13 protein-coding genes are annotated in these 13,844 nt (G+C 72.2%); 7 read left to right on the top strand and 6 right to left on the bottom strand.

The window, feature by feature from the left end; genetic code table 11:
* Positions 1–45 precede the first annotated feature (45 nt).
* The 6 genes from whiA to FJK98_RS23060 all read left to right on the top strand — a co-directional run bounded on the left by whiA (position 46) and on the right by FJK98_RS23060 (position 5,236).
* The gene (whiA, locus tag FJK98_RS23085) at positions 46–1,026 is read left to right on the top strand and encodes a DNA-binding protein WhiA (protein WP_067304387.1); all 981 of its coding nucleotides are present in this window, start codon (positions 46–48) and stop codon (positions 1,024–1,026) included.
* A 339-nt stretch (positions 1,027–1,365) separates the two neighbouring features.
* Positions 1,366–2,370 (top strand): type I glyceraldehyde-3-phosphate dehydrogenase, encoded by a 1,005-nt coding sequence (gap, locus tag FJK98_RS23080; RefSeq protein WP_145920869.1) that lies wholly within the window; start codon positions 1,366–1,368, stop codon positions 2,368–2,370.
* A 52-nt stretch (positions 2,371–2,422) separates the two neighbouring features.
* On the top strand, positions 2,423–3,622 hold the full coding sequence (pgk, locus tag FJK98_RS23075; RefSeq protein WP_145920868.1) for a phosphoglycerate kinase: 1,200 nt from the start codon (positions 2,423–2,425) through the stop codon (positions 3,620–3,622).
* Positions 3,622–4,413 (top strand): triose-phosphate isomerase, encoded by a 792-nt coding sequence (tpiA, locus tag FJK98_RS23070; RefSeq protein ID WP_088645053.1) that lies wholly within the window; start codon positions 3,622–3,624, stop codon positions 4,411–4,413. The genes pgk and tpiA overlap by 1 nt, the downstream gene beginning before the upstream one ends.
* 95 nt (positions 4,414–4,508) lie before the next feature.
* Positions 4,509–4,769, top strand: a complete 261-nt coding sequence (secG, locus tag FJK98_RS23065) for a preprotein translocase subunit SecG (RefSeq protein WP_088645052.1) — start codon at positions 4,509–4,511, stop codon at positions 4,767–4,769.
* A gap of 122 nt (positions 4,770–4,891) precedes the next feature.
* Entirely contained in the window at positions 4,892–5,236 is a 345-nt protein-coding gene (locus FJK98_RS23060; protein ID WP_088645051.1) for an RNA polymerase-binding protein RbpA, read from the top strand.
* A gap of 49 nt (positions 5,237–5,285) precedes the next feature.
* Here the strand turns inward: FJK98_RS23060 and pgl are convergent, their stop codons facing one another.
* The 6 genes from pgl to tkt form a co-directional block, all read right to left on the bottom strand.
* Complete coding sequence (gene pgl, locus FJK98_RS23055) at positions 5,286–6,056, bottom strand: 6-phosphogluconolactonase (RefSeq protein ID WP_088645094.1); 771 nt, start codon at positions 6,054–6,056, stop codon at positions 5,286–5,288.
* A gap of 168 nt (positions 6,057–6,224) precedes the next feature.
* The gene (locus FJK98_RS23050) at positions 6,225–7,241 is read right to left on the bottom strand and encodes a glucose-6-phosphate dehydrogenase assembly protein OpcA (protein ID WP_145920867.1); all 1,017 of its coding nucleotides are present in this window, start codon (positions 7,239–7,241) and stop codon (positions 6,225–6,227) included.
* A 46-nt stretch (positions 7,242–7,287) separates the two neighbouring features.
* Positions 7,288–8,829 (bottom strand): glucose-6-phosphate dehydrogenase, encoded by a 1,542-nt coding sequence (gene zwf / locus FJK98_RS23045; protein WP_145920866.1) that lies wholly within the window; start codon positions 8,827–8,829, stop codon positions 7,288–7,290.
* An 11-nt stretch (positions 8,830–8,840) separates the two neighbouring features.
* On the bottom strand, positions 8,841–9,068 hold the full coding sequence (locus tag FJK98_RS23040; RefSeq protein WP_145920865.1) for a hypothetical protein: 228 nt from the start codon (positions 9,066–9,068) through the stop codon (positions 8,841–8,843).
* 75 nt (positions 9,069–9,143) lie between these two features.
* Positions 9,144–10,322, bottom strand: coding sequence for a transaldolase (gene tal / locus FJK98_RS23035; RefSeq protein ID WP_145920864.1), 1,179 nt, complete (start codon positions 10,320–10,322; stop codon positions 9,144–9,146).
* A gap of 15 nt (positions 10,323–10,337) precedes the next feature.
* Positions 10,338–12,467 (bottom strand): transketolase, encoded by a 2,130-nt coding sequence (gene tkt, locus FJK98_RS23030; protein ID WP_145920863.1) that lies wholly within the window; start codon positions 12,465–12,467, stop codon positions 10,338–10,340.
* Positions 12,468–12,731: 264 nt separating this feature from the next.
* Between tkt and FJK98_RS23025 the strand changes: the two genes are divergently transcribed.
* Positions 12,732–13,691 carry a heme o synthase gene (locus tag FJK98_RS23025; protein WP_145920862.1) on the top strand — a complete coding sequence of 320 codons (960 nt, stop codon included), beginning with the start codon at positions 12,732–12,734 and terminating at the stop codon, positions 13,689–13,691.
* Positions 13,692–13,844: the final 153 nt, after the last annotated feature.

Below are 13,844 nucleotides of genomic sequence, written 5' to 3'. Positions count from 1 at the left end.
TAATCACCGGCGACACGCCGGTACCGGTCCGTGAGGGGGCGCACAATGGCGATGACGGCTGCGGTCAAGGACGAGCTGAGCCGGGTCGACGTGCCCAAGCCGTGCTGCCGGCGGGCGGAGATGGCCGCGCTGCTGCGGTTCGCCGGTGGGCTGCACATCGTCTCCGGTCGGGTGGTGGTGGAGGCCGAGCTGGACACCGGGGCGGTGGCCCGCCGGCTGCGTCGGGAGATCGCCGAGGTCTACGGCTATCCCAGCGAGATCCACGTGCTCGCCTCCGGTGGGTTGCGCAAGGGCAGCCACTTCATCGTCCGGGTGGTCAAGGACGGCGAGGCCCTCGCGCGGCAGACCGGCCTGCTGGACGTCCGGGGCCGGCCGGTACGCGGCCTGCCGCCGCACGTGGTGGCGGCGAACGTCTGCTGCGCGGTGTCGGCCTGGCGGGGCGCGTTCATGGCGCACGGCTCGCTGACCGAGCCGGGCCGCTCCAGCGCGCTGGAGATCACCTGCCCGGGTCCGGAATCGGCGTTGGCCCTGGTCGGCGCGGCCCGCCGGATCGGCATCACCGCCAAGAACCGCGAGGTGCGCGGGGTGGACCGGGTGGTGGTCAAGGACGGCGACGCGATCGCCGCGCTGCTCACCCGGATCGGCGCCCACTCCAGCGTGCTGGCCTGGGAGGAGCGCCGGGTCCGCCGCGAGGTGCGGGCCACCGCCAACCGGCTGGCGAACTTCGACGACGCCAACCTGCGCCGCTCGGCGCGGGCCGCGGTGGCCGCCGCCGCCCGGGTCACCCGGGCGTTGGAGATCCTCGCCGACGACGCCCCGAACCACCTCACCTCGGCCGGTCAGCTCCGGCTGGAGCACCGGCAGGCGTCGCTGGAGGAACTGGGCGCGCTGGCCGACCCGCCGTTGACCAAGGACGCGATCGCCGGGCGGATCCGCCGGCTGCTGGCGCTGGCCGACAAACGGGCCCGTGACCTGGGCATCCCGGATACCGAAGCGGCCGTCACGCCGGACATGCTCGTGGTCTGATAGGACGGTGGGCCGCCATCCCGCGGGCGCGTGCGAGGCACGGGCCGGCGGGCGTGACGTGCCCCGGGTCGGGTGGGTGGGGCGTGCCGTGCCGTCGACCCGACGGGGTCACCACCCGCCGCATCGCGGCGGGGCACGCTCGGATAGGGTCGATGGGTACGGCAAGGGGGCCGGCACAGGCACTCCTCGCCGTGCACGCCGCCTCGGGCGGTCAGGTCCTCCCAGACCGTGGCGGGGTGGCCGAGACGAATCGTCAACGGCCGGCTCACCGGCCGGCGCACACACCTCCGCCGGCCCGGTTCTGACGTCGGCGGACCAGAACGCGAGGAGATGGGACCTGTGACCATCCGGGTTGGCATCAACGGCTTCGGCCGCATCGGCCGTAACTTCTTCCGGGCCGTGCTGGCGTCCGGCGCCGACATCGAGGTCGTCGCCGTGAACGACCTGACCGACAACGCGACGCTCGCCCACCTGCTCAAGTACGACAGCATCCTCGGTCGCCTGCCGCACGAGGTCAAGGCCACCGCCGACGAGATCACCGTCGGTGGCAAGACCATCAAGGCGTACGCCGAGAAGGACCCGGCGAAGCTGCCGTGGGGCGACGCCGGCGTGGACGTCGTCATCGAGTCCACCGGTTTCTTCACCGACGCCACCAAGGCCAAGGCGCACGTCGACGGCGGGGCCAAGAAGGTCATCATCTCCGCCCCGGCGAAGAACGAGGACGTCACGGTCGTCATGGGCGTCAACCACGACCAGTACGACCCGGCCAAGCACACCATCATCTCGAACGCGTCGTGCACCACGAACTGCCTGGCCCCGATGGCGAAGGTCCTCCAGGACACCTTCGGCATCGAGAAGGGCCTGATGACCACGATCCACGCGTACACCCAGGACCAGAACCTCCAGGACGCGCCGCACAAGGACCTGCGTCGGGCCCGCGCCGCCGCGCTGAACATCGTCCCCACCTCGACCGGTGCCGCCAAGGCGATCGGGCTGGTGCTGCCGGTGCTCAAGGGCAAGCTGGACGGTTACGCGCTGCGGGTGCCGATCCCGACCGGCTCGGCCACCGACCTGACCGTCGAGGTCGGCCGGGAGACCACCGTGGACGAGGTCAACGCCGCGATCAAGGCCGCCGCGGACGGCCCGCTCAAGGGCATCCTGGTCTACAACGAGGACCCGATCGTCTCGTCCGACATCGTCACCGACCCGGCGTCGTGCATCTTCGACGCGCCGCTGACCAAGGTCATCGGCAACCAGGTCAAGGTCGTCGGCTGGTACGACAACGAGTGGGGCTACTCCAACCGGCTCGTCGACCTGGTCAAGCTGGTGGGTTCCTCGCTGTGAGTGCGAGGAGTGAGCTTGCGAGCCCCGCAGTCACGAACGGAGAGTTAGCTCTGTGAGCATCCGCAACCTCGACGACCTGCTCGCCGAGGGGGTGTCAGGTCGGCGCGTGCTGGTGCGCGCCGACCTGAACGTCCCGCTCGACAAGCAGACCGGGGAGATCACCGACGACGGCCGGATCCGGGCCGTCCTGCCCACCCTGGGCGCGCTGGTGCAGGCCGGGGCGAAGGTCGTGGTCTGCTCGCACCTGGGTCGTCCGAAGGGCGCCCCGGACCCGCAGTACAGCCTCCGCCCGGTCGCCGGGCGGCTCGGTGAGCTGCTCGACGCGCCGGTGCACTTCGCCACCGACACCGTCGGCGAGTCCGCCCGCGCCACCGTGGACGCGCTGGCCGACGGCCAGGTGGCCCTGCTGGAGAACCTCCGCTTCAACAAGGGGGAGACCAGCAAGGACGACACCGAGCGGGGGGCCTTCGCCGACCAGCTCGCCGCGTTCGGCGAGGCGTACGTGGACGACGCGTTCGGCGCGGTGCACCGCAAGCACGCCAGTGTCCACGACGTGCCGGCCCGGCTGCCGCACGTCGCCGGCCGGCTGGTGCTGCGCGAGGTGGAGGTGCTGTCCCGGCTGACCGGTGAGCCGGAGCGCCCGTACGTGGTGGTGCTCGGCGGTTCCAAGGTCTCCGACAAGCTGGCGGTCATCGAGGCGCTGCTGCCGAAGGTCGACCGGCTGCTCATCGGTGGCGGGATGTGCTTCACCTTCCTCAAGGCCCAGGGCCACGAGGTGGGCACCTCGCTGCTGGAGGAGGAGATGGTCGAGACCTGCGGCAACCTCCTGGCCCGTGCCGACGGCAAGATCCTGCTCCCGGTCGACGTGGTGGCGGCCGACGCCTTCGCCCCGGACGCCGCGCACGACACGGTGCCCGCCGACGGCATCCCCAGCCACCGGCTCGGCCTGGACATCGGCCCGGAGACGGTGGCCGGCTTCACCGCCGCGCTGTCCCAGGCGAAGACGGTCTTCTGGAACGGCCCGATGGGCGTGTTCGAGATGCCGGCCTTCGCCAACGGCACCCGCGGGGTCGCCGAGGCGATCACCAAGACCGACGCGTTCACCGTGGTCGGTGGCGGTGACTCGGCGGCGGCGGTCCGGGCGCTCGGCCTGGACGAGTCGTCGTTCGGTCACATCTCGACGGGTGGCGGCGCTTCCCTGGAATACCTGGAGGGCAAGACCCTCCCCGGCATCGCGGCCCTGGAGAACTGATGGCGAGCGTCACCCGCCGGCCGCTGATGGCCGGCAACTGGAAGATGAACCTCAACCACCTCGAGGCCAACCTGCTGGTGCAGAAGCTGGCCGCGAGCCTCACCGAGCAGCAGCTCACCGCCGTCGAGACGGTGGTCCTGCCGCCCTTCACCGACCTGCGCACCGTGCAGACGGCGGTGGACGGCGACAAGCTGCTGATCGGCTACGGCGGGCAGGACCTGTCGCCGTACCAGTCCGGCGCGTACACCGGGGACATCTCCGGGGCGATGCTGGCCAAGCTGGGCTGCACCTACGTGGCGGTCGGGCACTCGGAGCGGCGGCAGTACCACTACGAGGACGACGCGATCGTCAACGCGAAGGTGGCCGCCGCGCTGGCCAACGGGCTCACCCCGATCCTGTGCATCGGTGAGGGCCTGGAGATCCGCGAGCAGCTGCGGCACGTCCCGCACTGCTGCGACCAGCTCGACGGCGCCCTGAAGGGGCTCACCGCCGAGCAGGTCACCAAGGTCGTGGTCGCCTACGAGCCGGTCTGGGCGATCGGCACCGGCAAGACGGCCACCCCGGAGGACGCCCAGGAGGTCTGCGGGGAGGTCCGCAAGCGGCTGGTCGAGACCTACGACCAGGGCACCGCCGACCAGGTCCGGATCCTCTACGGCGGCTCGGTGAAGTCGTCCAACGTCGCGTCGATCATGTCCCAGCCGGACGTGGACGGGGCGCTGGTGGGCGGGGCCAGCCTCGACGCCGAGGAGTTCGCGAAGATCTGCCGCTTCCCGGAGCACACGGTCGCCTGATCGCTCGCTATTCTTGACTCCGCCCGTCCACCGGTCGGTGCCGCCGTGCCCGATCTGTCCGGGCGAGGATCGTAACGAGAGGACTGACCCCAGCCATGCCGATCTGGTTCGCATACACGTTGATCGTGTTGCTGGTCATCACGAGCGTTCTGCTCACCATGCTCATTCTGCTGCACCGGGGTAAGGGCGGCGGGCTGTCGAGCATGTTCGGCGGCGGGGTCAGCTCCAGCCTGGCCGGCTCGTCGGTGGCCGAGAAGAACCTGGACCGCTACACCGTCCTGGTGAGCATCGTCTGGTTCGCCTGCATCGTCGGGCTCGGCCTCTGGCTCCGGCTCCAGCTCAACAGCGGGTCCTGAGCGACACGATCAGGTCGTACAATCTGCGCGCGGTCCGTCACGGACCGCGCGCAGTTGTTTTCTCCGCCACGTCGTCCACCGCCCGCCTCAGGCGGTGGTCCCCTCCGACGACAGGAGCGAGTGTGCCCAGTGGCAACGTCATCCGCGGTTCACGGATCGGATCGGGGCCGGAACGCCCCACCGAACGGTACGAGCCGGCCCCCCGCCGCGCGGTCACCTACTGGTGCCGCAACGACCATGTCACCGAGATCCGGTTGGCGTTGGACGCCGAGGAGCCGGCCGTCTGGGACTGTCCGCGCTGCGGCCTGCCCGCCGGCCAGGACGCGCAGAACCCGCCCGGACGTACCCGTCCCGAGCCCTACAAGACCCACCTGGCGTACGTGAAGGAACGGCGTACCCCGGAGGAGGGGGAGGCGCTGCTGGCCGAGGCGCTGGCCGCGCTGCGCCGCCGTCGCGGCCGGGAGTGACCGCCCCGGCGGCGTGAGCCGACCGGTGGGCGGCCGGACCGCCCCGCGCTCAGCGCAGGCTGCGCAGCCGGGCCGGCACGTCGGCCGCCGCCGCCCGGTCGAGCAGCCACAGGGTCCGCGAGACGCCCTGCACCCCGGCCGCCGGGAGCTGCTTCGGGCCGGCCCCGGCCAGCGCCATCCCCACCGCCCGCGCCTTGTCGGCCCCGCTGGCGACCAGCCAGACCTCCTCGGCGGTGTTGATCGCCGGCAGGGTGAGGGTGGTCCGCACCGGCGGCGGCTTCGGGCTGCCCCGCACCGCGCTGACCGGCCGGGTGTCGTGGTGCACCGGGTGCTCGGGGAAGACCGACGCCACGTGCCCGTCCTCGCCGACGCCCAGCATCAGCACGTCGAAGTGGGGCAGCGCGGCATGGCCGGGCCGGGCGGCCCGGGCCAGCTCCTCGGCGTACGCGGCGGCCCCGGCCTCCGGGTCGTCGCCGGTCGGGCCGTCGGTGGCCGGCATCGGGTGCACCCGGGCCGGGTCCAGCGGCATCGCGTCCAGCAGCGCGGCGCGGGCCTGCGTCTCGTTGCGCTCCGGGTCGCCCGCCGGCAGGAAACGCTCGTCGCCCCACCAGACGTCCACCCGGGACCAGTCGACGGCGTCGTGGGCGGGCAGTGCGCCCACCGCCCGGTAGACCGCGGCGGCGATCCGCCCCCCGGTCAGCACGATCGACGCCGCGCCCCGCTCCGCCTGCGCGTCGAGCAGCTTCACCACCAGCCGGGCCGCCACCGCCTGCGCCAGCAGGTCGGCGTCGGCGTGCACGGCGACACTCGCCTCACTCATGTTGGCCTTTCCTGACCGCGCGACGCGGTCCTGCTCGTCGTGGCGGAAACCGGTCGGTCCGCCGGGTGCCGGTGTCACCGGGGATCTCGTCGTGCCGCGCCGCCCGCCGTGGCGGGCCGGCACCGTACGCCGGTGGGCGGCCCCGCAGGACCGCCCACCGCGTACGGGTCAGGATGCCGTGCTGGTGCCGGCGTGCGCGCTGACGCCCGCCTCCGCCCGCCGCGCGGTGGCCGGGTCCTTCCAGACGTGCACCCGCTGCGCCGGGCGCTGCTCCAGGCCGGACAGGCCGGCCGCCGCGCCCAACGCCTCGGCGTACACCTGGTCGGTGTCGAGCCGGCGCAGCTCCTCGGCCAGCTCGTCGCCGAGTGGCCGCCGCACCAGCGGCAGCACCCGGTCGTCCTGGCCGGTACGCCGGAAGGTCGCCAGGCTGTCGTCCCGGGTCAGCGTCAGCTCGTCGCCGTTGGCGCAGCGCAGCTGCACCTGACGCATCCTCGGGTGGTCGTCGGTGTGCTGCCACTGCGGGTCGATGCCGAGCCGGGCGGCCAGCCAGCCCCGCATCAGCGCCGCCGTCGGGTCGGTCCGCGGGGCCACCACGGTCGCCTCGGTGACCCGTGCCTCGGTGGTGTCGAACGCCCCGGCGACCAGGGTGCGCCACGGGGTGATCCGGGTCCACGCCAGGTCGGTGTCGCCGGGGGCGTAGTCCCGGGCCCGTTCCCGCAGCGCCTCGATCGGGTCGACGGCCTGCGCGCAGTCGGTGATCCGCCGGTCGGCGACCACCCCGAGGAAGTCGGTGGCGATCTCCGCCGGTGGTTCGCCGTGCCACCAGGTGACCACCGGCACGTCCGGCACCAGCAGCGGCATCACCACCGACTCGGCGTGCAGGGCGAGCCGGCCGTACATCCGGGTCACCACCGCCTCGCACGGGCCCAGCCGGCCGCCGACGACGATCTCCGCGTCCAACCGGTTGCGTTCCCGCTCCACGTCGGCGCGCACGACGACGAGCAGCCGGCACGGGTGGGCGGCGGCGGCGATGGTGGCCGCCGCCTCCGCGTCCCGGACCCGCTTCTCGTCGACCACGACGATCAGGGTGAGCGCCATCCCGCTGGCCACCCCGCCCGCGCTGCGCCGTTCGGCGGCGAGCGCCTTGACCACCTCGTTGCCGGTGGTGTCCCACAGCCCGATCACTGGTGCCTCCCGGTCCGCCCGCTGTGCCTGCTACCTACCTGCCCGTTCACGCCCGCCGCCAGGCGCGGCCCTCGCGGGCCAGCATCTCGTCGGCGGCCCGGGGACCCCACTCGCCGGACCGGTACGGCTCCGGCTTGGTGCCCTCCCAGGCGTGCTCCAGCGGGTCCACCACCGCCCAGCTCTGCTCCACCTCGGCGGCGTCCGGGAAGAGCGTCCGGTCGCCGATCAGTACGTCGAGCACCAGCCGCTCGTACGCCTCGGGGCTGGACTCGGTGAACGCCTCGCCGTACTGGAAGTCCATCGCGATGTCGCGGACCTCCATCGTGGTGCCCGGCACCTTGGAGCCGAACTTGAGCACCACGCCCTCGTCCGGCTGCACCCGGATGACGAGCTGGTTGGGGCCGAGGGACTCCATGTCGGCGGCGTTGAACGGCAGGTGCGGCGCCTTCTTGAACATGATGGCCACCTCGGTGACCCGTCGGGGCAGCCGCTTGCCCGCCCGGATGTAGAACGGCACCCCGGCCCAGCGCCGGTTCTGGATGCCCAGCTCCACGGCGACGTACGTCTCGGTGTTCGAGTCGGCGGGGACGCCCTCCTCGTCGAGGTAGCCGACGGCCCGCTGGCCGCCCACCCAGCCGGGCAGGTACTGGCCGCGTACGGTGCCCCGGGCCACGTCCTTCGGCAGGGTGATCGCCTTGAGCACCTTCAGCTTCTCGGCCCGGATCTCGTCGGCGTCGAAGCTGGTGGGCTCCTCCATGGCGACCAGGGCGAGCAGCTGGAGCAGGTGGTTCTGGAGCACGTCCCGGGCGGTGCCGACCGAGTCGTAGAAGCCGGCCCGGGTGCCGATGCCGACGTCCTCGGCCATGGTGATCTGCACCGAGTCGACGTACTTGGAGTTCCACAGCGGCTCGAAGAGGTTGTTGGCGAACCGCAGGGCGAGGATGTTCTGGACCGTCTCCTTGCCGAGGTAGTGGTCGATCCGGAAGACGTCCTGCCGGGTGAACACGTCGTCGACCAGATCGTTGAGTTCCTTCGCCGAGGGCAGGTCGTTGCCGAACGGCTTCTCCACCACCACCCGCCGCCAGCCGCCGCACTTCTCGTTGTCGGCCATCCCGGTGCGGGCCAGTTGCTTGAGCACCACCGGGAAGGCAGTCGGGGGGATGGAGAAGTAGAACGCGGCGTTGCCGTGGATGCCGTGGCTGTCGCGCAGCTGGTTCAGCGTCGCGGCGAGCTTGTCGAAGGCGGCGTCGTCGTCGAACGAGCCACCGACGAACTTGATGTTGCCGGCCAGCCGGCCCCACACCTCCTCGCGCCACGGTGTCCGGGCGTGCTGCTTGGCCGACTCGTGGGCCAGCGCCTCGAAGTCGCCGTCGCCCCAGTCGCGCCGGGCGAAGCCCAGCACCACGAAACCGGGGGGCAGCAGCCCCCGGTTGGCCAGGTCGTAAACCGCCGGCAGCAGCTTCTTGCGCGCCAGGTCACCGGTCACCCCGAAGATCACCAGGGCGCACGGCTCCGGGATCCGGGGGAGTCGTCGGTCCTGCGCGTCGCGCAGCGGATTCACGCCGCCTCCTCGCTCCGTGTGGTCCATGTCGTCCATCGTCACGCCCGCCATCGTCCGATCGCATCCAGCAGCCGGGCCGGCCCGGCCGGCCTGTCGGTCAGGTGCGGCGGTGGCACCGGCCCGGGTCGGCCGGCAGGTGCCACCGGGCCGCCCCGCGTGCGCGGGACGGCCCGTACGGCAGCGGGCGCGGTCGATACGACCGCGTCCGCCCCGTGCACCGCGAGACCGGCGGCGGCATCGGCCGGGCCGGTCAACAGGTCACTCACATCGCCACCCCGTCGGGGTGCCGGCGGCGTGGGGCGTCGCGGGGACCGGCCCCGCGACGCGTCCGACGCCGTTGGTCACGCGTTCCCGCCGGCCCGCTGGGCCGCGTCGGCGTTGCCCTTGGCGGCCTTGTTCGGGGCGCCGGTGCCCTGCGCCGCGGCGGCCAGCGACTTGCGGACGCCGTCGAGCAGCTCGCTCCAGCTCGCCTCGAACTTCTCCACGCCCTCCCGCTCCAGGGTGGCGATCACGTCGTCCATGTCGATGCCGACGGCGGCCAGGTCGGCGAAGACCTGCCGGGCCGCGTCGTACGCGCCGGTGATGGTGTCGCCCCGGGTCTCCCCGTGCTCGGCGTACGCCGTCACGACCGACTCCGGCATGGTGTTGACGGTGCCCGGCGCGATCAGCTCCTCGACGTAGATCACGTCGCGGTAGTCCGGGTTCTTGGTCGAGGTCGACGCCCACAGCGGGCGCTGCGGGTGGGCGCCGGCGTCGGCCAGGGCCTGCCACCGGTCGGAGGAGAAGACCTCGGTGTAGCGCTCGTAGGCGAGCTGGGCGTTGGCCACGGCGGCCTTGCCGCGCAGCGCCTTGGCCTCGTCGGAGCCGATCTTGTCCAGTCGCTTGTCGATCTCGGAGTCGACCCGGGAGACGAAGAACGAGGCCACCGAGCCGATGGTGGACAGGTCGTGGCCGTTGGCCTTCGCCTGCTCCAGGCCGGCGAGGAACGCCTCCATCACCGCCGAGTAGCGGTCCAGCCCGAAGATCAGCGTGACGTTGACGCTGATCCCCTCGGCCAGGGTCGCGGTGATCGCCGCCAGCCCCTCCTCGGTGGCCGGGATCTTGATGAACAGGTTCGGCCGGTCCACCAGCCACCACAGCGCCTTGGCCTCGGCGACCGTCCGGTCGGCGTCGTGGGCGACCCGCGGGTCGACCTCGATGGAGACCCGCCCGTCGACCCCGGCGCTGCCGTCGTACGACGGGCGCATCACGTCGCACGCCCAGCGCACGTCGTAGGTGGTGAGCATCCGGACGGCCTCTTCGACCTCGATGCCCCGGGTGGCGAGGTCCTTCAGCTGCCAGTTGTACTCGTCGGCGTCGCTGAGCGCCTTGGCGAAGATGGTCGGGTTGGTGGTCACCCCGGCCACGTGCTGCTCGCGGCGGAGCCGGTCCAGCCCGCCGGAGCTCAGTCGTACCCGGGAAAGGTCGTCGAGCCAGACCGCCACTCCGGCGGCGGTGAGGTCACCCAGTCTGTCCGTCATGTCGTCCACACTCCCTCAGTTGCCGGTCGTGAAACCGGTGATGTCGCCCACCCGGGTCAGCGCCGCGTGCGCGGCGGCGACGATCCGGTCGGGGGTGAAGCCGAACTGCTCGAACAGCACGGTGTGCGGGGCGCTGGCCCCGTAGTGCTCCAGGCTGACGCTCTCGCCCAGGTCGCCGACGACGCCCCGCCAGGACATCCCGATCCCGGCCTCGACGCTCACCCGGGCCTGCACCCCGCGCGGCAGCACCGACTCCCGGTACGCCTCGTCCTGCTCGTAGAACCACTCCTGGCAGGGCATCGACACCACCCGGGTGGGGGTGCCGTCGGCCTCCAGCCGCTCCCGGGCGGTGAGGCAGAGCTGCACCTCGGAGCCGGTGCCCACGATGATCACCTGCGGCTTGCCGGTGGACGCCTCGGCCAGCACGTAGCCGCCCTTGGCGGTGCCCTCGGCGCCCGCGTACCGCTCCCGGTCCAGGGTCGGCAGCGGCTGCCGGCTCAGCGCCAGCGCGGTCGGCCGGTCGGTGTGCTCCAGCGCCTGCCGCCACGCCCAGGCGGTCTCGTTGGCGTCGGCCGGGCGGACCACGTCGAGGCCGGGGATGGCGCGCAGCGCGGTCAGGTGCTCCACCGGCTGGTGGGTCGGGCCGTCCTCGCCGAGACCGATCGAGTCGTGCGTCCAGACGTACGTCACCGGCAGCTTCATCAGGGCGGCGAGCCGCACCGAGGGGCGCATGTAGTCGCTGAACACCAGGAAGGTGCCGCCGTACGGGCGGGTGCCGCCGTGCAGGGCGATGCCGTTGAGGATCGCGCCCATCGCGTGCTCGCGGATGCCGAAGTGCAGCGTGCGGCCGTACTCGTGGCCGGGGAAGTCCTTGGTGGCGTGGGCGGCCGGGATGAACGACGGCTCGCCCTTCATGGTGGTGTTGTTGCTCTCGGCCAGGTCGGCCGAGCCGCCCCACAGCTCCGGCAGCACCGGGGCGAGCGCCTCCAGCACCTTGCCGGAGGCGGCCCGGGTGGCCACGCCCTTGGCGTCGGCGGGGAAGGTCGGCAGCGCGTCCGTCCAGCCCTGCGGCAGGACCCGGCCGGCGATCCGGTCGTAGAGCGCCTTGCGCTCCGGGTTGGCCTGCGCCCAGCTGTCGAACTCGCCGGTCCACGCCTGCTCGGCCTCGGTGCCCCGGGTCAGCACCCCCCGGGCGTGCGCGAGCACCTCCTCGTCGACCTGGAAGCTCTGCTGCGGGTCGAAGCCGAGGATCTCCTTGGTGGCCTTCACCTCGTCGCCGCCGAGCGCCGAGCCGTGGATCTTGCCGGTGTTCTTCTTGTTGGGCGCGGGCCAGCCGATGATGGTGCGCAGCGCGATGAACGAGGGACGGGCGGTCTCCGCCTTCGCCGCCAGCAGCGCCTGGTAGAGCGCCTCCACGTCCTCGTGGTAGTCGCCCTGGTCGGCGTCGCCGGCCCGCCAGTCGACGGTCTGCACGTGCCAGCCGTACGCCGCGTAGCGGGCCGCCACGTCCTCGCTCTTGGCGATGCGGGTGTCGTCCTCGATGGAGATCTCGTTGTCGTCGTAGATCAGCGTGAGGTTGCCCAGCTGCTGGTGCCCGGCCAGCGCGCTCGCCTCGTGGCTGATGCCCTCCTCGATGTCGCCGTCGGAGGCGATGCACCAGATCTGGTGGTCGAAGACCGAGGTGCCCGGCTCGCTCTCCGGGTCGAACAGGCCCCGCTCGCGGCGGGCCGCCATCGCCATGCCCACCGCGTTGCCCAGGCCCTGGCCGAGCGGGCCGGTGGTGGTCTCGACCCCGGGGGTGTGGCCGTGCTCCGGGTGGCCCGGGGTGAGCGAGCCCCACTGCCGCAGCGACTTCAGGTCGTCCAGGCTCAGTGGGTAGCCGGAGAGGAAGAGCTGGATGTAGAGCGTGAGGCTGGAGTGCCCGGCGGACAGGACGAACCGGTCCCGGCCGGGCCAGTTCGGGTCGGCCGGATTGTGCCGCATCACCCGGTTGAACAGCAGGTACGCCGCGGGCGCGAGGCTCATCGCGGTGCCGGGGTGGCCGTTGCCGGATTTCTCCACGGCATCCATGGCCAGAACGCGGACGGTGTCGACGGCCCGGCGGTCGAGGTCGGTCCAGTTGAGTGCGGGTCGGTTGGCAGCCACTATGGTTGTGCTCCTCGGCAGATGGGCGGAACCCTCACTGGTGACCCTATCGAGCGGGTCTAAACGTCCGCCCGGGGATCTCAGCAGGCAGTTACGTACGGGCCGGCCGGATCGTTCGGTCACCCGTCAGGTGTGACGGCCCGCACCGTTGTCGGGTCGCCCGGGCAGCGAAAACGACGACGCGTAGTGTGTGGTCCGGTGTGTGGACCCCGACGGGGTCCCGCCGAACCGACTTCCCCTGCCGACGCCGGAAGGTGGCAATCCGTGAGCATGATCACCGAGCGCCCCGTCAGCAACTCTGCCGGGCAGCCGCCGGTGCGCACGGTGGGCGGGCGGCCGACGGCCCGTCGGCGGGACGTCCGGGCGGTGGTGTCGGCGTACGTGACGCTCACCAAGCCGCGCATCGTGGAGCTGCTGCTGGTGACCACGGTGCCGGCGATGATGCTCGCCGAGGGCGGTCTGCCGTCGCTGTGGCTGATGGCCGTGGTGCTGGTCGGCGGCTCCCTGGCCGCCGGTGCGGCGAGCGTGCTGAACTGCTACATCGACCGGGACATCGACCAGTTGATGCGGCGCACCAAGCGACGTCCGCTGCCGGCGCACACCGTCTCGCCGCGTAGCGCCCTGGTCTTCGGGCTGGTGCTGGCGGCGGTGTCGGTCGCGTTGATGGCGACGTTCACCAACCTGCTGGCCACCGCGCTGACGCTGGCCGCGATCGTCTACTACGACCTGGTCTACACGCTCTGGCTCAAGCGCACCACGACGGCGAACACCTTCTGGGGCGGCGCGTGCGGGGCGGCCCCGGTGCTGATCGGCTGGGCGGCGGTGACCGGGTCGCTGGCCCCGGCGGCCTGGGTGCTGTTCGCGGTGGTCTTCTTCTGGCAGATGCCGCACTTCTACCCGCTGGCGATGAAATACAAGGACGACTATGCCCGCGCCGGCATCCCGATGCTGCCGGTGGTGGCCTCGCCCCGGCGGGTCAACGCCGAGATCCTGATCTTCGCCTGGCTGACGGTGGCGACCTCGCTGGCGCTGTGGCCGTTGGGCATGAGCGCGGTGTACGGGGTGCCGACCGCCGTGGTGGGTGCCGTCTTCCTGGTCGAGGCGCACAAGCTCTGCCGGCGGGTGACCCGGGGTGAGCCGGTCAAGCCGATGCGGCTGTTCCACTGGTCGACGACCTACCTGACCATCGTGTTCGTCGCGGTGGCCCTCGACGCCCTGCTCTGATCTCCGCCGTGCCCGCCGCGCCGTTTCCCCGTGGGCGGTGCGGGCGGGCCGCGTCGGGTCCGGTGGCGGTGCCCGGACGGCCGCGACACGCCGGGGACGGTTCGGGTCTCCGCCCGCATGATGGGATTTTCTTCGGGGTTCGGTGAGTGCCAC

The organism is Micromonospora sp. HM134 (genome assembly GCF_007833915.1).
Classification (GTDB): Bacteria; Actinomycetota; Actinomycetes; order Mycobacteriales; family Micromonosporaceae; genus Micromonospora; species Micromonospora wenchangensis.
This window is presented reverse-complemented; position numbering and strand designations above follow the sequence as displayed.